We start from the raw sequence: 24,603 nt of genomic DNA on the forward strand, positions 1-24,603 counted from the left end.
CAAAAATATGTGCCAAAGTGTATCAGCAGGTGCTTGCTGGGGCTACCTTCAGGCATTTTTAGCGCGCAAGAGGGCTTCGAAGGCCAATGCCGGTACCGGGCGGCTGAAGAGGTAACCTTGGCCTTCATCGCAGCCTTGCTCCAGCAAGAAGGCCAGTTGCTCTTCGGTCTCTACGCCTTCTGCGGTGGTAGTCATGTCCATGGCCTGGGCCATGCGGATGATGGCGCTGATGATGGCGCGGTCGCTGGCATCGACGCTGACGTCACGCACAAAAGACTGGTCAATCTTGAGCTTTCCCAGCGGAAAGCGCTTGAGCTGGTTCAACGATGAATAGCCGGTGCCGAAGTCGTCCATGGACAGGCGGGCGCCGCGCTCGTGCAGTTGTTGCATCACGGTCAGCGCGGCATCGGGGTCGTCCACGGCAGCGCCCTCGGTCAGTTCCAGCTCCAGGTGGCTGGCGCAGAGGTTGGCTTCGTGAAGGCAGCGCGACACCATGTCAGGCAGTTGGGGATGCCTGAACTGTATGGCCGAGAGATTGACGGACACGGTGCGCAATGGCAATTGCTGGTCCAGCCAATGCTTGGCATCTCGGGCCGCAGTGCGCAGCACCCACTCGCCGATGGCGACGATCATTCCGCTGTTTTCTGCCACCGGAATGAACTCGGCGGGCGAGACCATGCCCAGTTCCGGGTGGCGCCAGCGCAAAAGTGCTTCTGCCCCCACGATCTGGCGTGTGTGCAGCGACACCTGGGGCTGGTAGTGCAGTTCGAACTGCTGGCGCTCCAGCGCCCGGTGCAGGGCATTTTCCAGTGCCAGGGTGCGGGCTGAGCGTGCCTCCAGATCGGCGGTAAAAAAGCTGTGGCGGTTGCGGCCACTGCGTTTAGCGCGGTACATGGCCGCATCGGCACGCTGGTAGAGCGTGTCAAAGTTGCCGCCGTCGGTGGGAAACACCGCAATGCCGATAGACAACGTGGTGGTGAGCTCGTATTGGTCGATTTGAAAGGGTTGTGCCAGGGCGTGCAAAAGATCGGTGGCCATGAGCGCAGCGGCCTCTGCCGTGGTGCCTGGCAGCAGCAGCAAGAACTCATCACCGCCCAGCCTGGAGACGGTATCTTGGGCGCGTACCAGTGCTTGCAAGCGTTTGGACATGGCCACCAACAGGGTGTCACCGATGCGGTGGCCCAGCGAGTCGTTGACGTTCTTGAAGTGGTCCAGGTCAATGAACACCATGGCCAAAGAGCCGCCGTTGCGCCGCTCTTGTTCGATGTCGCGCTGGGCACGTTCGGCCAGCAGGGCGCGGTTGGGCAGCCCGGTGAGGTGGTCAAAATGGGCCAGGTGCCGTATGCGGTCTTGCGTTTCGCGTTGTTGGGTGGTGTCGCGAAAGAGCGCGATGTGGTGCGTCACCCGATCTTGTTCGTCGCGCACGTTGCTCAAAGAGAGCCACTGCGGGTAGATGGAGCCGTCTTTGCGCCGACTGCAAACTTCGCCTTCCCAGAAACCTTGCGGGTTGAGCTGCTCGCACAGCTGGTCAAAGCTGGTGGTTGCATCGGCATTGGCGGTGAACAGGTTGACGGGCCTGCCCAGTGCCTCGGCAGCAGAAAATCCGGTAATGCGGCTGAAGGCGCGGTTCACCCGCACGGCACTGCCTTGTGCATCACACAACACGATGGCTTCGCTGCTTTGGTCAAACGCTTGCGATGTCAAGACCAGTGCTTTCTGCGCGATTTTGCGTTCGGTGATGTCACGCGACAAGACCACGTAGCCTGGCGCTTCGCCACCCGGGGTGGTAGCTTTGCGTGATACCGACAGTTCAAACCAAGTCGCCCCCCGCATGGGCAGATCAAGCATGAGTTCGTGCCCCGTAGACCAGGTGGTCTCATCGGCTTCACGCAGTGCCGCCGCAAACGATTGCGCCGCAGCTGTTGGCAAGTGCTGGTAAATGCTGTTGCCCAGCATGCTGGCAGCTGGTGCCACCAGCATATCGGGGCGCTGGTGGTGGATGTTGATAAACCGGCCTTCACTGTCGAGTTCAAACAGCAAATCAGGAATTGCCTCAATGGTGGCCTTGAGTTGTTGTTGCGTGGCTTCGATTTCTCTCGTGCGCTTGGCCACCATGGATTCGAGGTCTTTTTCGTGGGCTTTGAGTTGCAGCAGCAGGCGGGCCAGGTAGGCCATCAGCAAACTCACCAGCAAGCCCAGTGCGCAGCGTACCGCCAGTTTCACCGGTGAGCCCCAGCCCTGGCTGGGCGCCACGGCCAGCAGCCACTGGCCGTTGGGCAAAGACAGTGTGCGCACGGCAGCGTGGGGGCCGGGCGGGGGTACGGATGCGCTGATTTCCTGTTCTTCCCCAGTGTGTAGAACCGTGCGCCAGAGTCGGTACTGGTAGCCCCGTGCGCTCAATTGCGGCAGATTGGCTGCCGACAGCACCTCTGAGATGCGAATGGTCACGCTCGTAAAGCCCCAGAAGCGTTCCTCTCCAGAGCCTGTGTCCAGGTACACCGGCTGGCGACCCACCACACCCAAGCCACCTTGCACCAGTTGCAATGGACCAGCCAGGGTCATTCTTCTGCTGTCGCGCGCCAAGGCGGACTCTGCACTTTGTTGTGGGCTCAACAGTGCGGAAAAGCCAATCAGGGATTCGTTGCCCCGCAGGGGCACCACATGCTGCACCACTCCTTGCGGTGCCAGTCCCAGCGCTGCGATGCCTGGATAGAAAGGCAGCATTTGTGTGCCTATGGCCTCGAAATCGGGCACGTTGCCATTGCCTTGGCGCACCAGCGCCGCCAATGCGTTGTTGGCTGACAGTGCCAGTTCAATACTGCGTTGCAGTGCCCGTGCATGGTCGCTGGCCAAGTCGGCTACCTGGGTGCGCTCTTGCGCGTCTTCCCTGCGTTCCAGACTGGCAATGATGGCGCCCGCACACAGTGCCGTGAGCACAAACGCTACGAGCGCAGCGTACAGGGGCGAAGCAGCGGTGGGGTGAAAGCGTGGTGGCACTGTGTGTTTTCCTCGCTGAATTATGCAGGCGCTAGGGCCTGCTTATGGTGTTGAACACCAGCCAGGCGTTGTCATGAAAACACCATGCAAGCTACACCGCGTTGTCATCCGTGGTGCCCACACTATTGCCCAGGTGCCGCAGCGTTCGTGCCAGAAAAATCGTTTGGTTGCTGCTGTGGTACTCCGTGACCCCGTAAACCCTGGAGTGTCTGATGAACGATTCACATGGCCCCGCGCTGCCCCTGTCGGCGCCTTCTTTGCCCTGCGGTTCGCCTCAGCGCACAGACGATGCACGCCCAGGGCAGGGGATACGCCCTGGCGGCAGCCGTATTGAAGTGGCCTGGGCACGCCACCAAGACGAAGTGCGACAAGCCCAGCGCCTGCGATTTGATGTTTTTGCCACAGAAATGGGTGCCCGTCTCCATACGCCAGAGCCCGGATATGACATCGACTTTTTCGATGACTACTGCGAACACCTGTTGGTGCGCGATGTGCCAACGCGCCAGGTGGTGGGCACCTACCGTGTTCTGACGCCTGCGCAGGCCCAGCGCGTGGGCTGCACCTACAGCGACACCGAGTTTGACCTGACCCGTCTGCGGGCCTTGCGCGCGCACACCGTAGAACTGGGCCGCAGCTGCGTTCACCCGGAGCACCGCCATGGTGGGGTGATTTTGGCGCTGTGGGGGGCGCTGGCCGATTTCATGGTGCGCAACCGGCTGCACACCATGATCGGCTGCGCCAGCATTCCCATGGTTCACCACGGCGTGCCCAGTGCCCATGTGGCCGCCAGTATCTGGCAGCAACTGCGCCAGACCCACCTGGCACCCATTGAGCACCAGGTGCTGCCGCGTCTGCCATTGCCGGTAGAGCGGCTGGATGACTCGCTGGTGGTTGAACCGCCCGCTCTGATCAAAGGCTATTTGCGCATGGGAGCGCGGGTGCTGGGGCCACCTGCATGGGACCCGGACTTCAACACTGCCGATCTGCCGATGATGATGCGCATTGCCGATCTGCCATTGCGCTACCGTCAGCATTTTCTGGGCTGTTGAAAATCCGCAGAAGCGCCAGAAAAATGTGTCCGCCAGCGACGTTGGAAACGGTTTTCCGGGCGTCCGGCGCAGCGGTGCGTCAGACTGTGACCGGTGTATCTTGGTTGCGGTTAATGTCACGAAATTGACACAGCGTTGCTTGATACTGTCATATTTACCATCGATTTTGAGCGCGCCATGTCACCTTCTTCAGAGGATCGCATTGTGACTTCGTCGCACCAGACCTTTTCGCCCACGCCGTCCCAGTCCAAAGCGCTGCATGCAGTGCCAGAGCAAGCCTGTACTGCGCTGATCCCAGAGGCATCCGATGTCCTGCAAGCTACTTTGCTGGACCGGGACCACAGCATTCTGGCCTTCAATGAGCGCGTATTTGACTGGGCGGTTCGCGCCGATGTGCCACTGCTGGAGCGGGTGCGTTTTCTGACCATTGTTTCTTCCAATCTCGACGAGTTTTTCGAGGTTCGCGCAGCCCCCCATCTGGCAGCAGCCCGCAGCGGGGAAACCAAAGGGCCCTGCACCCAGGCCTCTTTTGAGGCCCTGTCGGCCAAGGCGCATGACCTGGTGGCGCGCCAATATGCGCTCTACAACGATGATTTGGTGCCAGCGCTGGATGCCCATGGCATTCGCATCATTTCGCACGGGCGGCGCACACCTGCGCAGCGGCGCTGGGTGCGGGAGTATTTCCGGCGCGAGGTGCGCCCCCTGCTGATTCCGGTCGGCCTGGACCCGGCGCACCCTTTTCCGCAGGTGGCCAACAAGTCCTTGAACTTCATCGTGCGGCTCAAGGGCGGCGATGCTTTTGGCCGTGAGAATGAGATCGCCATTGTCAAAATTCCCCGTGCGCTGCCACGGCTGATACGCATGCCCGCTGCCGTTGCAGCCAAAGGGGCGCAGTGCGTCAGCCTGTCCAGCGTGGTGCGGGCACACCTGGAAGATTTGTTCCCGGAGCGCCAGGTCACCGAGTTTTCGCAGTTTCGTGTCACCCGCCACTCGGATCTGGCGGTGGATGAAGAGGACGTGCGCAACCTGCGTACCGCGCTGCGCCAGGGGCTGCAACAGCGCCACTACGGTGAGGCCGTGCGGCTGGAGGTGTCGGCGGGCTGCTCGGATTTTCTGTCTGACTTTTTGCGCGCACAGTTCAATCTGCCTGCGCCTGCGTTGTACCGTGTGCATGGCCCGGTGAACCTGGTGCGGCTGGGGCAGTTGATCGACCTGGCCGATGCGCCCAACCTGCTGTTCAAGCCATCACCTCCGTGCTGGCCGCAGCAAATGCAGCAAGGCGGCTCTATCCTGGCGCAGCTGCGCAAGGGCGACGTGCTCATCCACCAGCCGTTTGAGAGCTTTGATGGCGTCCTGGCTTTTCTGCGCGAGGCCGTCAACGACCCGCATGTGCTGGCCATCAAGCAAACCATCTACCGCACCGGCGCCGATCCCCAAATGCTGGATTTGCTGCGCGAGGCCGTGCGCCGGGGCAAAGAGGTGCTGGCGGTGGTCGAGCTCAAAGCACGTTTTGACGAAGAGGCCAACATCAACTGGGCTGAAGCGCTCGAATCGGTGGGCGCGCAGGTGGTGTACGGCGTGGTGGGTCTCAAGACGCACGCCAAGATGCTGCTGGTCACCCGCCGCGAAGGCCGTGTGCTGCGCCGCTACGGCCATTTGTCCACTGGCAACTACAACCCGCGCACGGCGCGCCTGTACACCGACCTGAGCTACCTGACTGCCGACGAAGACACCACGGCGGACATGGACAACGTGTTCAACCACCTGGCCAGCCAGAACCGCCTGCCGCGCATGCGCCGCTTGCTGGTGGCGCCGTTTCACCTGCACCGGCGCACGCTGGAAAAAATCGAACAGGTGGGGCTGGCCGCAGCGCAAGGCAAAGATGCCCGCATCGTTGCCAAAATGAACGCCTTGACCGACGAGGCCCTGGTGCGTGCTTTGTTGCTGGCGGGCCAGCGCGGCGCGCGCATCGATCTGATCGTGCGTGGGGCCTGTATCTTGCCCGCGCAGGTGCCCGGCGTGAGCGACAACATCCGGGTGCGCTCCATCATCGGGCGCTTTCTGGAGCACAGCCGGGTGTTCTACTTCCGCGCTGGCGAGCAAGAGGAGCTTTACCTCTCCAGCGCCGACTGGATGAACCGCAACATGCTGCGCCGCGTAGAGGTGTCCTGGCCCGTGACCGATCCGGTGCTGCGCCAGCGCATCGTGGACGAATGCCTGGTGGCCTACCTGTGCGACGACCGTGATGCCTGGAACCTGCAACCCGATGGCGTGTATGCCCGCTCCAGCCCCGATGGCAGCGGCACAGGGGTGCAGAACGCGCTGATGCACCGCTATGCACGCAGCACCGCAGCGGGAGGAATGAAATGATGGACTTGATTTTGTGGCGCCATGCCCATGCCCGTGACCTCGTCGAGGGCGAGGAGGACATTCAGCGCCCCCTGACCCCGCGCGGCGAGAAGCAGGCCGCCCACATGGCCGCATGGCTGCGCAAGCACTTGCCCGATGGTTTGCGCGTACTGGCCAGCCCGGCAGTGCGCACTGAGCAGACGGTCAAGGCGCTGAACCGGAAATACAAGCTGCGCGCCGAGCTGCTGCCCGACGGCCTGCCGCAAGACCTGCTGGAGCTGGCCCAGTGGCCCAGCGCCCAAGGCACTGTGCTGGTGGTGGGCCACCAGCCCATGTTGGGCCAGGTGGCAGCGCAGCTGCTGGGCATGCAGGCCTCTGAGTGCGCGATCCGCAAAGGGTCGGTCTGGTGGTTGCGCCAGCGCCAGCGCCTGGACGCCACCGAAACCGTCTTGCTCACGGTGCAGTCACCAGAGTTTTTATGATGAAAAGTGGCTCCAGCGCGCACGGGGTGTGCGCTGGCAGCTATCTTTATTGAATATCCAGCGCCAGCGTCCACGGCGTTTTTTGCCAGGCCAGCACCTCTTCGCGCAGCAGGTGTGCCGACTGTGGATAGCGCTCTGCCCAGCCCGCGCTCACGCTCAGTTCAAAAGTACCAAGGCCCGTGTTGGCATGCAGCGCCAGTGCGTGGGTGTCCGGGTCGCGTCGGGCGTGGCACAGCACGACGGCCAGGCGCAGGCACAGCAGTTGCAAGGCAAAGGTGGCGTCGTCCAGGTCGGTTTCGAGTTTGCGCACCTTGCCTTTGTGTCCCAGTACCAGCATGCCCAAGCGGTGCAACTCGGGCTGCGAGAAGCCGGCGACATCGGTGTTGTCCAGGATGTAGGCGCCGTGGCGGTGCGACTCGCTGTGCGAGATGCGGCAGCCGATTTCGTGCAGGCGTGCGGCCCAGCCGAGTTTGCGCAGTGCGTGGGCGTGATCGCCGTGGCTGGCCTGGGCAAACAGGGCGCAGGCTACCTGCGCCACCCGCTCGGCCTGTGCTTCGTCCACAGCAAAGCGCTGCATCAGCGAGCGCACGGTGGAGGTTCGCAGGTCGGTGGTGGGTTGCTCTCGGTCGAGCAGATCGTACAAAGCGCCCTGGCGCAAGGCGCCTTGCGCCACCTGCATACGGTCAATTTGCAACAGCTCAAACACGGCGCGCAGCACACTGAGCCCGCCGCCAATGACGGGGCGGCGCTCTTCCTTGAGCCCTTCCAGGCGCAGCCGGTCAGCGCTTTGCGCGCGCAACATGCGCTCTTGCAGCCAGTCCAGCCCTTCGGGGGTGATGGTGCCGGGCGGATGGCCTGCTGCGGCCAGCATGTCGCCCACGGCGCCTATCGTGCCCGAGGAGCCGTAGGCCACTTCCCAGTCTTCGGGGCGGTAAGCGTCCAGGGCCTCGTCCAGCACGGCCTTGGCAGCGATTTCTGCGGTGTTGAAGGCCTGGGCCGTAAACACACCCTGCGGAAAATACCGCGCTGACCACGCCACACTGCCCACGCGGAAAGAGGCCACCGCGTTGGCGTTGAACTGCTGGCCCAGGATCAGCTCGGTTGAGCGCCCGCCAATGTCCACCACCAGCCGCCGCTCGTTGGATTGCGCCAGCATGTGCGAGACGCCCTGGTAAATCAGGCGGGCTTCTTCGGGGCCGGACACCACATCAATGGGGTGGCCCAGTATCTGGTTGGCACGGTGCAGAAAAACATCGCGGTTGCGCGCTTCGCGCAGGGTTTGCGTGGCCACGGCACGCACCTGGGCACTGGGAAAGTCGGCCAGGCGCTCGGCAAAACGCGCCAGACAATCCCAACCGCGCTGCAAGGCGTCGGGCGTCAGGTTGCGGTTGTCATCCAGGCCGTTGCCTTGGCGCACGGTTTCTTTGATGTATTCCACACGCTGGATGTGGCCGTGCTCGAAGCGGCCAATTTCCAGGCGAAAGCTGTTGGATCCCAGATCCACAGCTGCGAGCAGTGTTCCGTTGTGCATGTTGGTGCGCGCAAGGCGCTTGTATCTTCAGCGGGCAGCATAGCACCCGCATTCTGGTGTTCGGGGCGGTGCGTCAGCCGATGATGCGACCGTCCTGGGTCAGCATGCTTTGCGTCACGTAGGCGTTGGTGCGCTTTTTCCCCCGGTAGGCCACGACGTACCCGCCCATGTTCACATCAGCGCGCCGCTGTAATGCCGCGAGCACTGTGGCGCGTGTGATGGGGCCGGTGATGCCGCCCAGAACCTCGGCGGTATAGCGTGCGGCAATGAACCCTGCCAGGCCTTGCGGGGAGGGGGACTCGTCAAAAAACCGGCCCAGCGCGTCGCGGTAAGCGCGCACCACGGGCAGGCTGGAGCTGATCAAGGGAACTGCCTGCGTGGCGATGATAGAAATGCCTTTGGGTGTGCCTCCCATCTGGGCCAGCACCTGTAGGTTGACATCGGCCAGGGCCACGACAAAGCATTGCCGGCCTGGTGGGGCGGCGAGCTTGCTCACGAAGGCATGCAACTCCGGAGTTCCCCCGACAAACAAAATAATGGTTTGCGTTGGCGTTATCAGCTGATTTGCAATGGGGCTCTTGGCGCTGGCGTGCGGCAGTATCTGGGCCTCCAGGCCCAGGCTCTTTGCTACCTGGAGCACATAGCCCTGGGATTGCTGCTGCACCTGTACGTTGGCAAACACCACGCCGATCTGTTTGACCCCCAGCGACGCATGCGTTTTGATGGCATGCGCTATCTGGGTCTGGTGGTCTGGAAACACCTCAAACACCGTTTCGGCTTCGCTGTCGGTGACAGCGTTGTGCAACCAGGGTGCAATCAGCGCCAGGGCAGAGCTGGAATCGGCAGGAGGGGGCATGGCCACCAGTGCGGCGGCGGTGGCGTTGCCCACACAACCAGACAACGCCACACACCCGGTTTGCCGGTGTGCAGTTTGCCAGGCAGTTTGCAGGCTTGCGGGTGAGCCATTGGTTTCCAGCGTGATGTGTTGCACCGTGCGGCCCCGCACACCGCCGCGTGCGTTCAGGTTTTGCCAGGCGGATCGTGAGCCCACCAGAAAGTCCCGGCTGACATCTTGCTGGTTCAGGCTCAAATCAACGATTTGGGCCACCACCAAAGGGCGTTCAGCATCGGTGTTGCGGGCCGGGCTGGCTGACAGCAGGGGCTGGGCCGTTGCGTCGCCTGCCATGGCGGCGCTGGCAGCAGCGCTCCAGGCAAACCACTGGCGGCGGTTCAGTGCAACCGCTGGACTATCGGAAGGGTACATGGCCATTGGATGCGTGACAGGTGTTATTTGCGCAGTACACAGACTACGCAGGGCCTGTGAAGAAGATGTGACGAAGGGCCGTGTTGGCCACCCAGAACCGCAAAAAATGCTTTGTGACAGGCGTCCGCTGTTGTCACAGCACTGTCATATGAGGGGCCTAGAGTCGCCACATCCCAACTCCTTCAATCCCAAAAGGTATCTTCATGAAAATGTCCATGATTCGAGTTCTGGTAGCTGGTGTGGCTTCTGCCGGAGCGTTCTCCGGTGCCATGGCGCAACAGGAAGCCACGGGAGCTGGTGCCAGTTTTCCTGCGCCGCTGTATTCCAAGTGGGCAGCCGACTACAACAAAGCCACTAGTGTGAAGATCAACTACCAGTCGGTGGGTTCGGGTGCAGGCTTGCGCCAGATCGAAGCCAAGACGGTGGACTTTGGCGCCTCTGATGCGCCTCTGAAGGATGAGGAGCTGAACAAAAAAGGGTTGGTGCAGTTTCCTACCGTGATCGGCGGCATCGTGCCCGTGGTGAACATCAAGGGCGTGGCACCGGGCCAGCTCAAGCTGAACGGCCAGGTGCTGGGCGACATCTACCTGGGCAAGATCACCAAGTGGAACGACGCTGCCATCAAGGCGCTGAACCCTGCGCTGGCATTGCCTGACAGCGACATTGCCCCAGTGCGCCGCGCTGATGGTTCGGGCACCACCTTCGGCTTTACGAACTACCTGTCCAAAGTCAACGCCGACTGGAAAGCCAAAGTGGGCGAGGGCACCGCTGTCAACTGGCCTACAGGTGCCGGTGGCAAAGGCAACGAAGGCGTGGCCGCTTTTGTGGGCCGCCTGCCCAACTCGATTGGCTACCTGGAATACGCTTACGTCAAGCAAAACAAGCTGACCTACGCGCTGATGCAGAACTCGGCAGGCAACTTCGTGGCCCCCGACGACACTTCGTTCAAGGCCGCTGCCGCTGGTGCCGACTGGGCCAAGAGCTTCTACCAGATCCTGACCGATCAGCCCGGCAAGGATTCCTGGCCCATCACGTCGGCCACCTTCATCCTGTTCCAGAAAGTCCAGGAAAAACCGGTGCAGGCCGCCACCGCACTGAAGTTCTTTGAATGGGCTTACAAATCGGGCGACAAGACAGCCGCAGACCTGGACTACGTGCCCATGCCTGACAGCGTCAAGGGCATCATCATGAAGTCCTGGGACAACATCAAGGACGCTTCCGGCAAGGCCATTGCCCTGAAGTAATCTGACGGTGGCTGGCACCACGCCAGCTGCCTTCTTCACTTTTTACAAAGGCGCAGACGTGTCCACTACGTTGCCAGTCCACCAAGCCGCCCCTGCCAAGGTAGGGTCTGGCTCGCAGCAGACTACACCCCCCTCCCGCAAGCCGCTGATTTCTGGCGTGCTGGCGGATCGCATGTTTGGCTGGCTGGCGCGTGGCGCAGCCGTTTTGACGCTGGCTTTGCTGCTGGGCATCATGACCTCGCTGGTGATTGGTGCCTGGCCCTCGATTGAGAAGTACGGCTTGGGCTTTTTGACCAGCACGGTCTGGGATCCCGTGCAGAACGAGTACGGCGGTCTGGTCATGATTTACGGCACGCTGGTCACTTCTTTCATTGCCTTGCTGGTGGCGGTGCCAGTGAGCTTTGGTATCGCTTTGTTCCTGACAGAGCTGTCGCCAGCCTGGCTCAAACGCCCCTTGGGTACCGCCATCGAATTGCTGGCTGCTGTGCCCTCCATCGTTTATGGCATGTGGGGGTTGATGGTGTTTGGCCCTATTTTGGCCACCTATGTCCAGCAACCCTTGCAATCTTTGTTGAGCGATGTGCCCTACCTGGGCGCTTTTGTGTCGGGGCCGCCGGTGGGCATCGGCATTCTGTCGGCAGGCATCATCCTGGCCATCATGATCATTCCGTTCATTGCGTCGGTGATGCGTGACGTGTTTGAAGTGACACCGCCGCTGCTGAAAGAGTCGGCCTACGGTCTGGGCTCTACCACCTGGGAAGTCGTCTGGAAGGTGGTGCTCCCCTACACCAAGACGGGTGTGCTGGGTGGCATCATGCTGGGTCTGGGGCGCGCGCTGGGCGAGACCATGGCAGTGACTTTCGTGATCGGCAACATGAACCAGCTCAACTCCCTGTCGGTGTTTGAAGCAGCCAACAGCATCACTTCGGCTTTGGCCAACGAGTTCGCCGAGGCGGGCGAAGGTTTGCACCAGGCATCGTTGATTTACCTGGGTCTGGTACTGTTTTTCATCACGTTCGTGGTGCTGGCGTTGTCCAAGGTGCTGCTGGCCAGCCTCAAGAAGAACGAAGGAGCGCGCACATGACAACATCGCACAGCCTTTTGTCAGCGGCAGAGCAGACCCGCCAGCGCCAGGCGCGCTACAACAGCCGCAAGCGCGTCAACCAGATAGCCCTGACCCTGGCGCTGGCCGCCATGGCGTTTGGCCTGTTTTGGTTGGTCTGGATTCTGTGGGAAACCATTCGCCTGGGGGTTGGCGGTCTGAGTCTGGCCCTGTTCACTGAAATGACGCCGCCACCCAACGAGGCTGGTGGTATCTCGAATGCCATTTTTGGCTCTTTTGTGATGGTGATGATGGCCACCTTTGTGGGTACGCCCATCGGCATCATGGCCGGTGTGTATCTGGCTGAATACGATACGCACGGCTGGCTGGCATCCATTACCCGGTTCGTGAACGACATTTTGCTGTCGGCTCCCAGCATCGTGATTGGCCTGTTTGTGTACGCCGTGGTGGTAGCGCGGTTCAAAAGCTTTTCGGCATATGCCGGCATTCTGGCGCTGGCTTTGATCGTGATTCCGGTGGTGATCCGCACCACAGAAAACATGCTCCTGCTCGTGCCTGCCGGGTTGCGTGAGGCGGCCTACGCACTGGGTACGCCCAAGTGGAAAGTGATCAGCATGGTCACACTGCGTGCGGCGCGCGCGGGCGTCATCACGGGTGTCTTGCTGGGCGTGGCGCGCATTGCGGGTGAGACAGCACCGTTGCTGTTCACGGCGCTGAACAACCAGTTCTGGAACTCCGATCTCTCCAAACCCATGGCCAGCCTGCCCGTGACCATCTTCAAGTTTGCCATGAGCCCCTACGAGAACTGGCAGCAGTTGGCCTGGGCCGGTGTGTTCCTTATCACTGTGGCAGTGCTGGGGCTCAACATTCTGGCGCGTGTTTTGACGCGCCAAAAATAAGACAAGGACGATTGCATGCCTTCTTCTCTCCAACCAGGCGCAGCGGCGCCGACGCCCACCGAGTCCAAGATCACGGTGCGCGATCTCAACTTCTATTACGGCAAGTTCCACGCCCTCAAGGGCATCAATCTGGACATTCCTGCCAACAAGGTCACGGCCTTTATTGGGCCGTCAGGCTGTGGCAAATCCACGCTGTTGCGCACGTTCAATCGCATGTTCGAGCTGTATCCCGAGCAGCGCGCCGAGGGCCAGATCATTCTGGACGGCGAAAACCTGCTCACCAGCAAACAGGATGTGGCACTGATCCGGGCCAAGGTGGGCATGGTGTTCCAGAAGCCCACCCCCTTTCCGATGTCGATCTACGACAACATCGCGTTTGGCGTCAAATTGTTTGAAAGCCTCAGCGCCTCCGATATGGAAGAGCGCGTGGAGTGGGCGCTGCGCAAAGCCGCTTTGTGGAACGAGGTCAAGGACAAGCTCAATCAAAGCGGCTCCAGCCTCTCGGGCGGGCAGCAGCAGCGCTTGTGCATTGCGCGTGGCATTGCCATCAAGCCCGAGGTGTTGTTGCTCGACGAACCGTGCTCTGCGCTGGACCCCATTTCCACCGCCAAGGTCGAGGAGCTGATCGCCGAACTGAAGACCGATTACACCGTGGTCATCGTCACCCACAACATGCAGCAGGCGGCGCGTTGCAGCGACTACACGGCTTATATGTACCTGGGCGATCTGATGGAATTCGGTGAAACCGAGCGCATGTTCTTCAAACCCCAGCGCAAAGAAACAGAAGACTACATTACGGGCCGTTTTGGCTGACAGGAGACGGCATGACCGAAAAGCATCTTTCATCGCAGTTCGACAGTGAACTGAACAGTGTTTCTGCCCGTGTCATGGAGCTGGGGGGGCTGGTGGAATCGCAAATTCGCCAGGCCATCCATGCGCTGTCGCACTTCAGCCTGGAGTCTGTCAAGCAGGTGGCGGTCATGGAGAACCGCATCAATGCCATGGAGGTCGAGATTGACCAAGACCTCTCCACCATCATCGCCAGGCGCCAGCCCACCGCGCGCGATCTGCGTTTGCTGATGGCCTTTTCCAAGGCCACAGCCAACCTGGAGCGCATGGGCGATGAGGCCAGCAAAATGGCGCGCATGGTGCAGTCCATCATCGAAAGCGGTGCTTCGCGCTCGCTGCCCACAATGGATTTGCGCGTGGCGGCAGACCTGGCTTCGGGATTGCTGCGCAAGGCGCTGGACGCGTTTGCCCGCCTCGATACCACCGCGGCAGTCGCCATCCTCAAAGAAGACGATTTGATTGACCAGGAATTTGACGGTTTTGTGCGCAAGCTCATCACCTACATGATGGAAGACCCACGCACCATCTCGCCCAGCCTGGACTTGCTGTTTCTGGCCAAGGCCATTGAGCGCATTGGCGACCACTCCAAGAATCTGGCTGAACTGATCATTTACCTGGTCAAGGGCATGGATGTGCGCCACACATCGCTCGATCAGATTGAGTCAGCATTACTCTGACCTTCCTCTTTGGCCTTGTGCGATGAAAAGACTTCCCCGCGTCCTGATTGTTGAAGACGAGCCCGCCATTGCAGAGCTGATTGCGGTCAACCTGCGCCACAACGGTTTTTCGCCGATTTGGTCGGAAGACGGCGATAGCGCCCAGCGCGAGCTGGACGCCATCTTGCCCGATGTCATCTTGCTCGATTGGATGCTGCCCGGCCAAAGCGGGCTGGCGCTGGCGCGCAAATGGCGTGCAGACAGCCGTACCAAGCCCATCCCCATCCTCATGCTGACCGCACGCGGCGACGAGCCCGACAAAGTGGCCGGGCTGGATGCCGGTGCCGACGACTACATCACCAAACCTTTTTCCACCCAGGAGCTGCTGGCGCGCATCCGTGCCGTGCTGCGCCGGCGCGCGCCCGAGCAGCTGAGCGACAGCGTCAGCATTGGTGTGCTCACGCTGGATGCAGCCACCCACCGGGTGACGTGCCAAGAGCAGCCGGTCAAGGTCGGGCCTACTGAATTCAAGTTGCTGCACTACCTGATGAAGCACCCGGAGCGCGTGCACAGCCGCTCGCAGTTGCTCGACAAGGTCTGGGGCGACCACGTATTCATCGAGGAGCGCACCGTGGATGTGCATGTCAAGCGCCTGCGTGAGGCGTTGGGCATGGCCGGTGCCATGGTCGAGACGGTGCGCGGTGCAGGCTACCGCCTCACGGCACAACCCAAGGCGTTGCTGCAAGCCTGAGAACGTCTCCACCCCCCTTTCTCCTCCACCCACCGGGTAATTTCGCATGGCTTGGCGCATTCTTGTTTTTTCACTGAGCCAGGTGCTCGGGTTGCTGCTGGGCTGGTGGTACGGGGGCGCTTGGGGGGCTGCGGTGGGTGGTGCCTTGGCGGGTTGGTGCTGGTTTGCTGCTGATCTGGGGCGTGGTTTGCGTGTGCTGCGCTGGTTTCGCCATGGCGACCTGGATGCCTTGCCCCAGCCCATGCACGGCCTGTGGGGTCAGGCCCTGGACCGTGTGCGCCGCTTGCTGCGCGCACAGCAGTTACAGATTCAAGAGCGTGAGAGCCAGCTGGACGATATTTTTGCGGCACTGCAAGCCTCGCCCAATGGCCTGGTGCTGCTCGACTCCGAAGGCCACATTGAGTGGTGCAACCAGATAGCCTGCGCGCACTTTGGTTTTGATGCCGAGCGTGACCGGATGCAGCTGCTGGGCAATCTGGTGCGCGATCCAGACTTCACGGCCTACCTGGCCAGCAAAGATTACGCGCACGGCGTGGTCTTGCAGGGGCGCTCCAGCACGCCCTCGCGGCCCGTGCGCCTGTCGGTACACATTTACCCGCACGGCCAGGGGCGCAAGCTGATGTTGTCGCGTGACATCACGGCGCTGGAGCAGGCCGAGGCCATGCGGCGCGATTTTGTCGCCAACGTCTCCCATGAAATTCGCACGCCCCTGACGGTGCTGACCGGCTTTGTCGAGACGCTGCAAACCCTGAAGCTGTCTCCCGAAGAAAACGAGCGCTACTTGGCCTTGATGGCCCAGCAGGCCATGCGCATGCAAAACGTGGTGCAGGGCTTGTTGACGCTGTCGCGACTGGAGGACAGCCCCTGGCCGGGCAAGGGCGAATGGGTATCGGTGCAGCGCTTGCTGGAGCAATGCGCGGACGAGGGGCGCGCCCTGTCGCAGCTGCTCACGCGCAACCAGTCGCAGCACCACACCATGGTGTTTCCGCTGCCCGCTCCGGCAGAGGGGCTGGGCGAGATTGCGGGCATACAGTCCGAGTTGCTGAGCGCGCTCTCCAACCTGGTGGCCAATGCGGTGCGCTACACACCTGCCAGCGGCTCCATCACGGTGAAATGGCGCTGGCTAGACGATGGCGGCGCGGTGTTTTCAGTGCAGGACACCGGCCCCGGCATTGACCCCAAGCATGTGCCACGCCTGACAGAGCGTTTTTACCGCGTGGACCACAGCCGTTCGCGCGAAACCGGTGGCACGGGGCTGGGGCTGTCTATCGTCAAGCATGTGTTGCAGCGCCACGATGCCGTGCTGGAGATCGATAGCAAGCCTGGTCGTGGCTCCACCTTCAGCGTGCATTTTCCGGCCAGCCGGGTGCGCAAACCGCACAACGCGCTGGCCATGCCCACGCCTGGGGCCGGATAAAGCGTTGCCTTTCGTGGGCATTTTCAGCTACTTTTTTAATAGCTGCTTGCGCTTATTACACGGGCATTAGAGCCGGATTTGACCTGAAATTTTGGCTCTGTCAGGTTGGGCGGCGGCGGTACAGCACCAGCACATCCTTGGCGTCGGTGGGGCGCGCAATGCGCTGCTGTTCCTGCCAGCGGGCGCTGTGGTGCGGTGCGGGCGTGTCTGCCGGTGCAATCAGCCAGTCGCAGGTGTGGTGGCTGTCCGCAGGCAGTAGTTGCAGCTTGCCGTGGTATTGCAGCGCTGCCACCTGGTTGCGGCTCAGGCGCTGGGCTGCCACGCAGCCGCTGGTGCCCTGGCCCAGTGCTGCCACGATGGCGCGCACCTGCGGCGCGTCGCTGCGGCCGTAGTTCAGCATGGGCAGCCACAGCGTCATCAGCAGCACCCAGCTGAGGGTGGAGCCTGCGGCGGGCAGCACCAGGCTTTTCCAGATGGCTGCGCGGTGGCGCTTGGCACGCCAGCCCACCAGCGCACACCAGGCGGCGCTGGCCACCAAAGCCAGCAGCAGCGCCAGCATCGAAAACTCGGGCACAAAACCAGGTGCCAGCTTGGCCACGTTGGCGGCCGGTTTGGCCGGGATATGCGTTTGCGTGGAAATCCACACCACCCAGATGGCAATGGCGCAGCTGCTGAAGAACAGCAGCGTGAACCAGTCCACCAGTGCGGCCACGCTGCGGCTGAGCGTGGGCAATGCAAAAGCCGCCAGTGCCGCCAGCGCGGGCAGTGCCAGCAGCAGTGCGCGGTCTGCCGGTTGGGTGGTCAGGGTGGCGCCCAGGGATACGAGCACAAACCACAGCGGCAGCAGCAAATGCCGGTGTGGTGCGCGCGTGGCGATTTGTTTGCGCCAGCGCCACAGCGTCCATAGTGCCAGCGGCCAGGCCGGCCAGGTGAACCAGAGCAGCAGCCGGGCCAGGCTGGCGCTGTCATCGGCCTGGGGCAGGGTGGCGTGCCAGCGCAGCAGGTCAAGTTGCCAGGCCAGCAGGGCTGCCCCCAGGCTGAGTGCGACCACCATCAGGCCCCACCACCGGGCACCGGCACGTGTTTGCAGGGCGCAGCGGTATTCCAGCAGGCACAGGGCCGCGCCACCCGCGCCGTACAGCAGCGCCAGCGTGGGTGCGCCGCTGAGCACCAGCCCCAGCAGGCCAGCCACCAAGGCCAGCACAGGGCGCCAGCGCAGGTGGGGGGCACCCGCCAGGGCAAAAAACACCAGCGTCGTGCAGCACAGTTGTGTCAGGTACGAGGTCACCTCGTGCGAAGGCTGTGCCAGACCCAGGCAAGCCAGCAAGGCCAGCAGGGCGCCATCGGCCATGGCACAGGCATAGTCGGCGGGCTGTGCCTCGCCACCGAACGCGAAGGCCACGGGTTGCGCGCCACGGCTGCGTGCCAGCCAATACACGCCATGCCAGGTGGCCCACAGCGTGAGCACCAACATGGCAATGAACGGGATGCGCGCGGCCAGCTCGGGTGGCAGTACGGTGCCCAGCCCCTGCAAGGCCCAGGCGCCCAGCCAGTACGGCAGCAGCCCCAGGGTGTCGGGCGCCATGCCCAGCAACTGGGGCGCCAGCCAGTCGGTGTGGCCCTGCGCCAGTGCGCGCATGTAGCCAAATGCCACCATGTCGGTACCGCGCCATGGGTCACGCGCCACAAAGCCCGGCAGGATGTAGGCCAGACACAGCAACAGCAGCGCCGGCCGAGGCAGCCTGCGCACAGCACTTTGCGCCACGATGGCGGGGGTCAGATGGTTCACGCGTCAGTCAGGGAAGGCTTGGGGTGGCTGGAGAATAAGCGCAAACAAAAAGGCAGCACGGTTGCCCGGGCTGCCTTTTTGGCGGAGCAGCGAAGATTACTTCGCCACAGTCGTCTTGCCGAAACGGTTGCGGAACTTCTCGACGCGGCCGCCCATGTTGTCCACCGACTTTTGCGTGCCGGTGTAGAAGGGGTGCGACTCAGACGAGGTATCGAGCTTGTACAGCGGGTAGTCCTTGCCTTCAAAGGTTTCGGTTTCCTTGGTGTTCACGCAGGAGCGGGTCACAAACTTGAAACCGTTGGACAGGTCCACGAACAGAACTTCGCGGTAGTTGGGGTGAATGCCTTCTTTCATGATCAATCCTTGTCAAGTGCGGGAGCCGCGCCAAACCGCTTGGCGTACTTTCCGCAATAAAAAGCCCTCGATTATAGCCCGCAGTCCCTTAACCGCCCCGGCGCATGGCGTCGAAGAAATCCACATTCGTTTTGGTTTCCTTCATTTTCTTGATCATCAGCTCCATGGATTCGATCTCGTCCATGTTGTACATGAACTGGCGCAGGATGCGGGTTTTTTGCAGAATTTCAGGCGCCAGCAGCAGCTCTTCGCGGCGGGTGCCGCTCTTGTTGAGTTCGATGGCAGGGAACACGCGCTTTTCATACAGGCGGCGATTCAGGTGGATTTCGCAGTTGCCCGTGCCCTTGAATTCTTCAAAAATCACCTCGTCCATGCGGCTGCCGGTATCGACCAGCGCCGTGGCAATGATGGTCAGTGAGCCGCCTTCTTCCACTTTGCGCGCTGCGCCAAAGAAGCGCTTGGGGCGTTGCAGTGCGGCTGCGTCCACGCCGCCCGAAAGCACCTTGCCCGAGGACGGCACGACGTTGTTGTAGGCACGGGCCAGGCGGGTGATGGAGTCCAGCAAAATCACCACGTCTTTTTTCAGCTCGACCAGGCGCTTGGCGCGTTCGATCACCATTTCAGCGACGTGAACATGGCGCGCCGCTGGCTCATCAAAAGTCGAGGCAATGATCTCGCCCTTCACCGTGCGCTGCATTTCGGTGACTTCTTCGGGGCGCTCGTCCACCAGCAGCACCATCAAATGCACATCGGGGTTGTTGGCGGTGATGGCGTGGGCAATGTGCTGCATCATCACCGTTTTGCCGCTCTTGGGTGGAGCCACGATCAGAGCGCGCTGGCCGCGGCCAATCGGGGCAATGATGTCGATGATGCGGCCAGTGATGTTTTCTTCGCTCTTGATGTCGCGCTCCAGCCGCATGTGCTCCTTGGGGAACAGCGGCGTGAGGTTTTCAAACATCACCTTGTGCTTGTTCTGTTCGGGCGGGCCATCGTTGACCCGGTCGAGCTTGGTCAGCGCAAAGTAGCGCTCACCATCCTTGGGCGTGCGCACTTCGCCTTCGATCATGTCGCCGGTGTGCAGGTTAAAGCGCCGCACCTGGCTGGGGCTGATGTAGATGTCGTCGGTGCTGGCCGTGTAGCTGGTGTCGGGGCTGCGCAGGAAGCCAAAGCCGTCGGGCAGGATTTCCAGCACGCCATCGGCAAAAATCTGCTCACCCGCTTTCGCCCGCTTCTTGATGATGGCAAACATCAGTTCCTGCTTGCGCATGCGGCCGCCGTTTTCGATTTCAAGCGCTTCGGCCTGCTTGAGGACTTCAGACACGTGCAGTGCCTTGAGTTCGTTGAGGTGCATGGGGGTGACTCCTTGGCGGAGTTGGTATGAATCTTGGGGGGAATGCGAGATGCCGGAAAAACTGCGGTAGGCAGCTTGGGCCAACCGGGTGATCTGGTGCAGGCTGCCAATGCGTGCAGCCCAAAGATCGACACAGATTATGACAGGAAAATTTTCGGGAAAATCGCGCTGCTCTGGCGCATATCACAGGAGAAACCCTCCGCCTTGGCTTGGGACGGAGGGCGCGCAGGCTGTGAGTGCGCTGCGCGGGGAGGGCGTATCAGGCCAGCTGTTGGTCGATGAAGGCAGTGAGCTGGGCCTTGCTCAAGGCGCCCACTTTGGTGGCGACCAGTTCACCGTCCTTGAACAGCATCAGCGTCGGGATGCCGCGGATACCAAATTTGGCCGGAACTTCGCGGTTTTCATCGACGTTCATTTTGGCCACTTGCAGCTTGCCTTGGTAGGCGCTGGCCACTTCGTCCAGGATGGGGGCAATCATCTTGCAGGGGCCGCACCACTCAGCCCAGTAGTCCACCAGCACGGGCGGGGCTGCCTTGAGTACGTCGGCTTCAAAGCTGGCGTCAGAGACGTGTTTGATCAATTCGTTGGCCATGAATTTTCCTTCAATCGGGGGGCGCTCAAGATAAAGTGCGTGCATTGTGACAGAAACCGGTGTTTGCACCGCTGCTGCCAGCCTGTTTTTAGCTATGACCCTGATAGCAAGAAGTGTAGGCCTGGCGCGCGTGTGGCAAGTATATGATCCAGCATGAATGCTTTGACTATTGAACTCTCCCACCCCTCTTGCGACGTTGCCATTGTGGGCGCGGGCCCCGCTGGCTTGATGGCCGCAGAAACCCTGGCCCGCCAAGGTGTCAGCGTCCATGTTTTCGATGCCATGCCCACGGTAGGTCGCAAATTCTTGCTGGCCGGCAAGGGCGGGCTCAATCTCACGCATTCAGAGCCGGCACCGACCTTTGTGGGCCGCTTTGGTGATCGCCAGCAGCAGCTGGCCCCCTTGTTGCAGCCTTGGGGTGCCGAGCAGGTGCGTGCCTGGGCGCAAGACCTGGGTATTGGCACGTTTGTAGGTACCTCGGGGCGGGTGTTTCCCACCGACATGAAGGCGGCGCCCTTGTTGCGCGCCTGGCTACAGCGTTTGCGCGGCATGGGGGTGCAGTTCCACATGCGCCACCGCTGGACAGGCTGGAGCGCCGATGGTGCAGCGCTGCAGTTCACCACGCCCACGGGCGCTGTGCAGGTCAGCGCCCGTGCGGTGGTGCTGGCGCTGGGCGGGGCCAGCTGGGCGCGGCTGGGTTCGGACGGCGCCTGGGCGCCCTGGTTGGTCGCGCGCGGTGTGGCGGTGGCGCCGCTGCGCCCGTCCAACTGCGGTTTTGATGTGCTGCCCCAGCACACGCTGGGGCACGAGACACGGCGTGAATTTTTGCGCGAACTGCTGGGCCAGACGCCCGCCGTGGGCTGGTCGGCGCATTTCGCCAGCCGCTTTGCAGGCCAGCCCTTCAAGTCGGTGGCCATTGCGTTTACCGACAGCGCGGGGCGGCATTTCAGCCGCCGTGGAGAATTTGTTGCCACTGCCACGGGCATTGAGGGTAGCCTGGTCTACGCTGTTTCGGCGCTCTTGCGCGATGAGGTGCAGGCCCACGGAAGCGCCACGCTGCACCTGGATTTGCTGCCCGACCACAGCCCCGAGCGTGTGCTGGCCGAAGTGCGCCACCCGCGCGGCACACGCAGCTTGAGCAGCCACCTCAAAAGCCGCCTGGGGCTGGACGGCATCAAGATGGGCATCCTCTACGAGCAACTGGGCAAAGAGCGCATGAACGACCCGCAGGCCCTGGCCCAGGCCATCAAGGCGCTGCCGATCACGGTGGTGGCGACGCGGCCCATCGACGAGGCCATCAGCACGGCGGGCGGCGTGCAGTTTGAGGCGCTGGACGATCACCTCATGCTGCACGATCTGCCCGGCGTGTTTTGCGCCGGAGAGATGCTCGATTGGGAGGCGCCCACGGGCGGCTACCTGCTCACGGCCAGCATGGCCACCGGCGTGCGCGCTGGCCAAGGCGCGGCCCAGTGGCTGGTGGCCCAGCCGCAGGCTTGAGGCCAGACGCGGCCCGTGGGTGTGTCTGCGGTACTGCTGGCGTGCCAACAGCGCATGGGCGGCCATTGGGGCACCCCAGGGGTATCGTCATTTTTTTAAGGCCAAATGTGCCTCCAGCCCAATGTGGGTGCGCGCAAGAAGCTATCAAATAAATAGTGATTTCTGTGCCGACCAAGCCTGCCGCTGGCGCCTCAGTGGTCGGTTTCCGTGATGCGCAGCAGTGCCTTGCGGTTGCGCACCACCAGACCACCGGGCTCGATGCGGATGGTGTCCTCGCGCTCCATGGCCTTGAGCTCCTGGTTCACGCGCTGGCGCGAGGCGCCCAGCAGCTGCGCCAGTTCTTCTTGCGCCAGTTGCAGGCCGATGCGCACTTCGTCGCCATCCGACAGGCTGGGAATGCCGTAGCTGCGCACCAGGTGCAGCAGCTGCTTGGCCAGGCGCGCGCGCAGCGGCAGCGTGTTCAGGTCTTCGACCAGCCCATAGAGCTGGCGAATGCGCCGTGCGTGCAGCAGCAAGATGGCGTCGTACAGCTCCACATGCGTGGCCAAAATCTTGTGGAAATCGGCCCTGGCCACGCACAGGATGGTGGTGTCACCGTGGGCATAGGCATCGTGGGTGCGCCGGTCGCCGTCAAACAGCGCCACGTCGCCAAACCAGATGCCCGGCTCGATGTAGGTGAGCGTGATCTGCTTGCCCGAGATGGACGTGGAGCTGACGCGCACCGCCCCCTTGGCGCAGGCCACCCACTCTTCGGGCGGGTCGCCACGCGCCACGATGAGGCCGTCGTCCTTGTAGCGCTTGACGTAGGCGCAGCGCAGGATGTCGTGGCGCAGCGAGGGCGAGAGTGATGAAAACCAGCGGCCAGAGTTGATCGCTTCACGTTCTTCAATGGTCAGAATCGGGTCGTCCATGGTCTGTTCAGGTGCCTGCTGCGCAGGCTTACTCTTCTTCGTGCAGCAGGCTCAGACCGATGGCACCACGCCGGCGCAGCCAAGGGCTGGGGCGGTAGCGTGTGTCGCCATACACGGTTTGCAGGTTGAACAGCACTTCCAGGATGTTGGTCGGGCCCCAGCGGTTGCCCATGGCCAGCGGCCCCAGCGGGTAGCCCAGCCCCAGCGTGACGGCGGTTTCCAGGTCAGCAGGGCTGCAAATGCCTTGCTGGCAGATGTCGCTGGCAATGTTCACGATGTGGGCCACCACGCGCTGCGTGACAAAGCCGCCGCTGTCGCGGATCACGCTCACGGGCTTGCCGTCGCGGGCAAACAGGGCATGGGCGGCGTTGCGCATATCGACGCGCGTGGCCGGGTTGGTGGCCAGCACGCGGCGCTTGGTGGCGGCGTCTTCGATCAACATGTCGATGCCCACGGTGCGGGCTGGGTCCAGGCGCTCCACCACGGCCACAGTGGTCACATCAAAGCCCAGCGGCGCCACCAGTGTCAGCGCCTGGGGCGAGGGCGAGGTGCCGGTTTCGATGCGTGCGCCCAGGTCTTTGAGCAATTGGTACAGCTCAGCGCGCCGGGCCGCGCGCGGCGATACCCACACCGGGGGCATGTCGGCATCGGCCACCACGGGCACGGCAGGCTCAGGGCTGATGTGGGCCACGCCATCGGCATAGCGGTAAAAACCTTCGCCCACTTTTTTGCCCACCAGGCCGCCCGCCAGCCGCTGCGCCGTGATGACGCTGGGCCGAAAGCGCGGCTCTTCATAGTATTGGTGGTAGATGGATTCCATCACCGGGTGCGATACGTCCAGCGCAGTCAAGTCCAGCAACTCGAATGGCCCAAGCTTGAAGCCCACCTGGTCGCGCAGGATGCGGTCAATGGTGGCCACATCGGCTACACCTTCGCCCAGAATGCGCAGCGCTTCAGTGCCGTAGCCCCGGCCCGCGTGGTTGACGATGAAGCCGGGCGTGTCTTGCGCCTGCACGGGCGTGTGCCCCATGTCGCGCGCATAGGCCGAGAGCGTGGCGCAGACGGCTGGGTCGGTTTTGAGCCCGGCCACCACTTCCACCACCTTCATCAGCGGCACCGGGTTGAAGAAGTGAAAGCCGGCCAGGCGCTCGGGGCGCTGCAAGGCGGCGCCAATGGCCGTGATCGACAGCGACGAGGTGTTGGTGGCCAGCACAGCGCCGGGTGCCAGCAGCGCTTCGAGCTGGGCCAGCAAATCCTGCTTGGCCTCCAGGCGCTCGACGATGGCCTCGACCACCAGATTGCAGTGGGCCAGCTCATCCAGCGTGGCGGCTGTGTGCAGGCGCTCACGGAGCACGGCGACATGCGCTGCATCCAGGCGGCCTTTTTCGGCCTGGCGCTGCCATTGGGCGACGATGGCGGTGTGGGCGACATCGGCTGCGCCGGGTTGGGCGTCCAGCAACACCACCTGGCTGCCTGCCTGGGCGCAGATTTGTGCAATGCCGCGGCCCATGGCACCCGAACCCACAATGCCTACGGTAGAAAAGTGTATGTTCATTGC

General features: G+C 62.3%; 20 protein-coding genes. 11 read left to right on the forward strand and 9 right to left on the reverse strand.

Going from position 1 to position 24,603, the window contains the following annotated elements:
• Positions 1-48 precede the first annotated feature (48 nt).
• Positions 49-2,997 carry a bifunctional diguanylate cyclase/phosphodiesterase gene (locus EV674_RS06550; protein ID WP_119012785.1) on the reverse strand — a complete coding sequence of 983 codons (2,949 nt, stop codon included), beginning with the start codon at positions 2,995-2,997 and terminating at the stop codon, positions 49-51.
• A 212-nt stretch (positions 2,998-3,209) separates the two neighbouring features.
• Here EV674_RS06550 and EV674_RS06555 point away from each other — a divergent pair, with 212 nt between their 5' ends.
• The 3 genes from EV674_RS06555 to EV674_RS06565 all read left to right on the forward strand — a co-directional run bounded on the left by EV674_RS06555 (position 3,210) and on the right by EV674_RS06565 (position 6,877).
• Positions 3,210-4,046: a GNAT family N-acetyltransferase gene (locus tag EV674_RS06555; protein ID WP_119012784.1), complete on the forward strand. Its 837-nt coding sequence runs from the start codon at positions 3,210-3,212 to the stop codon at positions 4,044-4,046.
• Positions 4,047-4,223: 177 nt separating this feature from the next.
• Complete coding sequence (ppk1, locus tag EV674_RS06560) at positions 4,224-6,416, forward strand: polyphosphate kinase 1 (protein ID WP_119012837.1); 2,193 nt, start codon at positions 4,224-4,226, stop codon at positions 6,414-6,416.
• A complete protein-coding gene (locus EV674_RS06565) occupies positions 6,413-6,877 on the forward strand; it encodes a SixA phosphatase family protein (RefSeq protein ID WP_119012783.1) in 465 nt (154 codons plus the stop codon). Before ppk1 ends, EV674_RS06565 begins: the two co-directional genes overlap by 4 nt.
• A gap of 46 nt (positions 6,878-6,923) precedes the next feature.
• Here EV674_RS06565 and ppx read toward each other — a convergent pair whose 3' ends face one another.
• Positions 6,924-8,408, reverse strand: coding sequence for an exopolyphosphatase (ppx, locus tag EV674_RS06570; RefSeq protein WP_119012782.1), 1,485 nt, complete (start codon positions 8,406-8,408; stop codon positions 6,924-6,926).
• 73 nt (positions 8,409-8,481) lie between these two features.
• Positions 8,482-9,672 (reverse strand): ABC transporter substrate-binding protein, encoded by a 1,191-nt coding sequence (locus EV674_RS06575; protein ID WP_119012836.1) that lies wholly within the window; start codon positions 9,670-9,672, stop codon positions 8,482-8,484.
• Between the two features lie 203 nt (positions 9,673-9,875).
• Between EV674_RS06575 and pstS the strand changes: the two genes are divergently transcribed.
• Genes pstS through phoR form a run of 7 tightly spaced genes read left to right on the forward strand, consistent with a single transcriptional unit; the run spans position 9,876 to position 16,551 of the window.
• Positions 9,876-10,916, forward strand: a complete 1,041-nt coding sequence (gene pstS / locus EV674_RS06580) for a phosphate ABC transporter substrate-binding protein PstS (RefSeq protein ID WP_119012781.1) — start codon at positions 9,876-9,878, stop codon at positions 10,914-10,916.
• Between the two features lie 58 nt (positions 10,917-10,974).
• Complete coding sequence (gene pstC / locus EV674_RS06585) at positions 10,975-12,000, forward strand: phosphate ABC transporter permease PstC (RefSeq protein WP_374761672.1); 1,026 nt, start codon at positions 10,975-10,977, stop codon at positions 11,998-12,000.
• Positions 11,997-12,878, forward strand: a complete 882-nt coding sequence (gene pstA / locus EV674_RS06590; RefSeq protein WP_119012780.1) for a phosphate ABC transporter permease PstA — start codon at positions 11,997-11,999, stop codon at positions 12,876-12,878. The genes pstC and pstA overlap by 4 nt, the downstream gene beginning before the upstream one ends.
• Before the next feature lie 15 nt (positions 12,879-12,893).
• A complete protein-coding gene (gene pstB / locus EV674_RS06595; RefSeq protein WP_119012779.1) occupies positions 12,894-13,691 on the forward strand; it encodes a phosphate ABC transporter ATP-binding protein PstB in 798 nt (265 codons plus the stop codon).
• Positions 13,692-13,702: 11 nt separating this feature from the next.
• Positions 13,703-14,404 (forward strand): phosphate signaling complex protein PhoU, encoded by a 702-nt coding sequence (gene phoU / locus EV674_RS06600; RefSeq protein WP_119012778.1) that lies wholly within the window; start codon positions 13,703-13,705, stop codon positions 14,402-14,404.
• Positions 14,405-14,426: 22 nt separating this feature from the next.
• The gene (gene phoB / locus EV674_RS06605; RefSeq protein ID WP_119012777.1) at positions 14,427-15,134 is read left to right on the forward strand and encodes a phosphate regulon transcriptional regulator PhoB; all 708 of its coding nucleotides are present in this window, start codon (positions 14,427-14,429) and stop codon (positions 15,132-15,134) included.
• Between the two features lie 46 nt (positions 15,135-15,180).
• Complete coding sequence (gene phoR, locus EV674_RS06610) at positions 15,181-16,551, forward strand: phosphate regulon sensor histidine kinase PhoR (RefSeq protein WP_119012776.1); 1,371 nt, start codon at positions 15,181-15,183, stop codon at positions 16,549-16,551.
• Positions 16,552-16,651: 100 nt separating this feature from the next.
• Here the strand turns inward: phoR and EV674_RS06615 are convergent, their stop codons facing one another.
• The 4 genes from EV674_RS06615 to trxA form a co-directional block, all read right to left on the reverse strand.
• The gene (locus tag EV674_RS06615) at positions 16,652-18,340 is read right to left on the reverse strand and encodes a hypothetical protein (protein ID WP_119012775.1); all 1,689 of its coding nucleotides are present in this window, start codon (positions 18,338-18,340) and stop codon (positions 16,652-16,654) included.
• 96 nt (positions 18,341-18,436) lie between these two features.
• Positions 18,437-18,694 carry a type B 50S ribosomal protein L31 gene (locus EV674_RS06620; RefSeq protein ID WP_119012774.1) on the reverse strand — a complete coding sequence of 86 codons (258 nt, stop codon included), beginning with the start codon at positions 18,692-18,694 and terminating at the stop codon, positions 18,437-18,439.
• Between the two features lie 88 nt (positions 18,695-18,782).
• Positions 18,783-20,045, reverse strand: coding sequence for a transcription termination factor Rho (gene rho / locus EV674_RS06625; RefSeq protein WP_119012773.1), 1,263 nt, complete (start codon positions 20,043-20,045; stop codon positions 18,783-18,785).
• A 259-nt stretch (positions 20,046-20,304) separates the two neighbouring features.
• Positions 20,305-20,637 (reverse strand): thioredoxin TrxA, encoded by a 333-nt coding sequence (gene trxA / locus EV674_RS06630; protein ID WP_119012772.1) that lies wholly within the window; start codon positions 20,635-20,637, stop codon positions 20,305-20,307.
• A 153-nt stretch (positions 20,638-20,790) separates the two neighbouring features.
• On the opposite strand from trxA, the gene EV674_RS06635 reads away from it, so the two are divergent.
• Positions 20,791-22,134 (forward strand): TIGR03862 family flavoprotein, encoded by a 1,344-nt coding sequence (locus tag EV674_RS06635; RefSeq protein WP_119012771.1) that lies wholly within the window; start codon positions 20,791-20,793, stop codon positions 22,132-22,134.
• A gap of 191 nt (positions 22,135-22,325) precedes the next feature.
• Here EV674_RS06635 and EV674_RS06640 read toward each other — a convergent pair whose 3' ends face one another.
• Both EV674_RS06640 and EV674_RS06645 read right to left on the reverse strand, forming a co-directional pair.
• Complete coding sequence (locus tag EV674_RS06640; protein WP_119012770.1) at positions 22,326-23,045, reverse strand: Crp/Fnr family transcriptional regulator; 720 nt, start codon at positions 23,043-23,045, stop codon at positions 22,326-22,328.
• Positions 23,046-23,073: 28 nt separating this feature from the next.
• Positions 23,074-24,600, reverse strand: coding sequence for a 3-hydroxyacyl-CoA dehydrogenase (locus EV674_RS06645; protein ID WP_119012769.1), 1,527 nt, complete (start codon positions 24,598-24,600; stop codon positions 23,074-23,076).
• Between the last annotated feature and the right edge of the window lie 3 nt (positions 24,601-24,603).

It is taken from the genome of Simplicispira metamorpha, from assembly GCF_004341365.1.
Taxonomy (GTDB): Bacteria; Pseudomonadota; Gammaproteobacteria; order Burkholderiales; family Burkholderiaceae_C; genus Simplicispira; species Simplicispira metamorpha.

What these genes read in the sequence shown, in the direction of transcription:
- EV674_RS06555 (WP_119012784.1), top strand. Translation starts at nt 3,210, where the DNA reads ATGAACGATTCACATGGCCCCGCGCTGCCCCTGTCGGCGCCTTCTTTG.
- ppk1 (WP_119012837.1), top strand. Translation starts at nt 4,224, where the DNA reads ATGTCACCTTCTTCAGAGGATCGCATTGTGACTTCGTCGCACCAGACC.
- EV674_RS06565 (WP_119012783.1), top strand. Translation starts at nt 6,413, where the DNA reads ATGATGGACTTGATTTTGTGGCGCCATGCCCATGCCCGTGACCTCGTC.
- ppx (WP_119012782.1), bottom strand. Translation starts at nt 8,408, where the DNA reads ATGCACAACGGAACACTGCTCGCAGCTGTGGATCTGGGATCCAACAGC.
- EV674_RS06575 (WP_119012836.1), bottom strand. Translation starts at nt 9,672, where the DNA reads ATGTACCCTTCCGATAGTCCAGCGGTTGCACTGAACCGCCGCCAGTGG.
- pstS (WP_119012781.1), top strand. Translation starts at nt 9,876, where the DNA reads ATGAAAATGTCCATGATTCGAGTTCTGGTAGCTGGTGTGGCTTCTGCC.
- pstA (WP_119012780.1), top strand. Translation starts at nt 11,997, where the DNA reads ATGACAACATCGCACAGCCTTTTGTCAGCGGCAGAGCAGACCCGCCAG.
- pstB (WP_119012779.1), top strand. Translation starts at nt 12,894, where the DNA reads ATGCCTTCTTCTCTCCAACCAGGCGCAGCGGCGCCGACGCCCACCGAG.
- phoU (WP_119012778.1), top strand. Translation starts at nt 13,703, where the DNA reads ATGACCGAAAAGCATCTTTCATCGCAGTTCGACAGTGAACTGAACAGT.
- phoB (WP_119012777.1), top strand. Translation starts at nt 14,427, where the DNA reads ATGAAAAGACTTCCCCGCGTCCTGATTGTTGAAGACGAGCCCGCCATT.
- phoR (WP_119012776.1), top strand. Translation starts at nt 15,181, where the DNA reads ATGGCTTGGCGCATTCTTGTTTTTTCACTGAGCCAGGTGCTCGGGTTG.
- EV674_RS06620 (WP_119012774.1), bottom strand. Translation starts at nt 18,694, where the DNA reads ATGAAAGAAGGCATTCACCCCAACTACCGCGAAGTTCTGTTCGTGGAC.
- rho (WP_119012773.1), bottom strand. Translation starts at nt 20,045, where the DNA reads ATGCACCTCAACGAACTCAAGGCACTGCACGTGTCTGAAGTCCTCAAG.
- trxA (WP_119012772.1), bottom strand. Translation starts at nt 20,637, where the DNA reads ATGGCCAACGAATTGATCAAACACGTCTCTGACGCCAGCTTTGAAGCC.
- EV674_RS06635 (WP_119012771.1), top strand. Translation starts at nt 20,791, where the DNA reads ATGAATGCTTTGACTATTGAACTCTCCCACCCCTCTTGCGACGTTGCC.
- EV674_RS06640 (WP_119012770.1), bottom strand. Translation starts at nt 23,045, where the DNA reads ATGGACGACCCGATTCTGACCATTGAAGAACGTGAAGCGATCAACTCT.
- EV674_RS06645 (WP_119012769.1), bottom strand. Translation starts at nt 24,600, where the DNA reads ATGAACATACACTTTTCTACCGTAGGCATTGTGGGTTCGGGTGCCATG.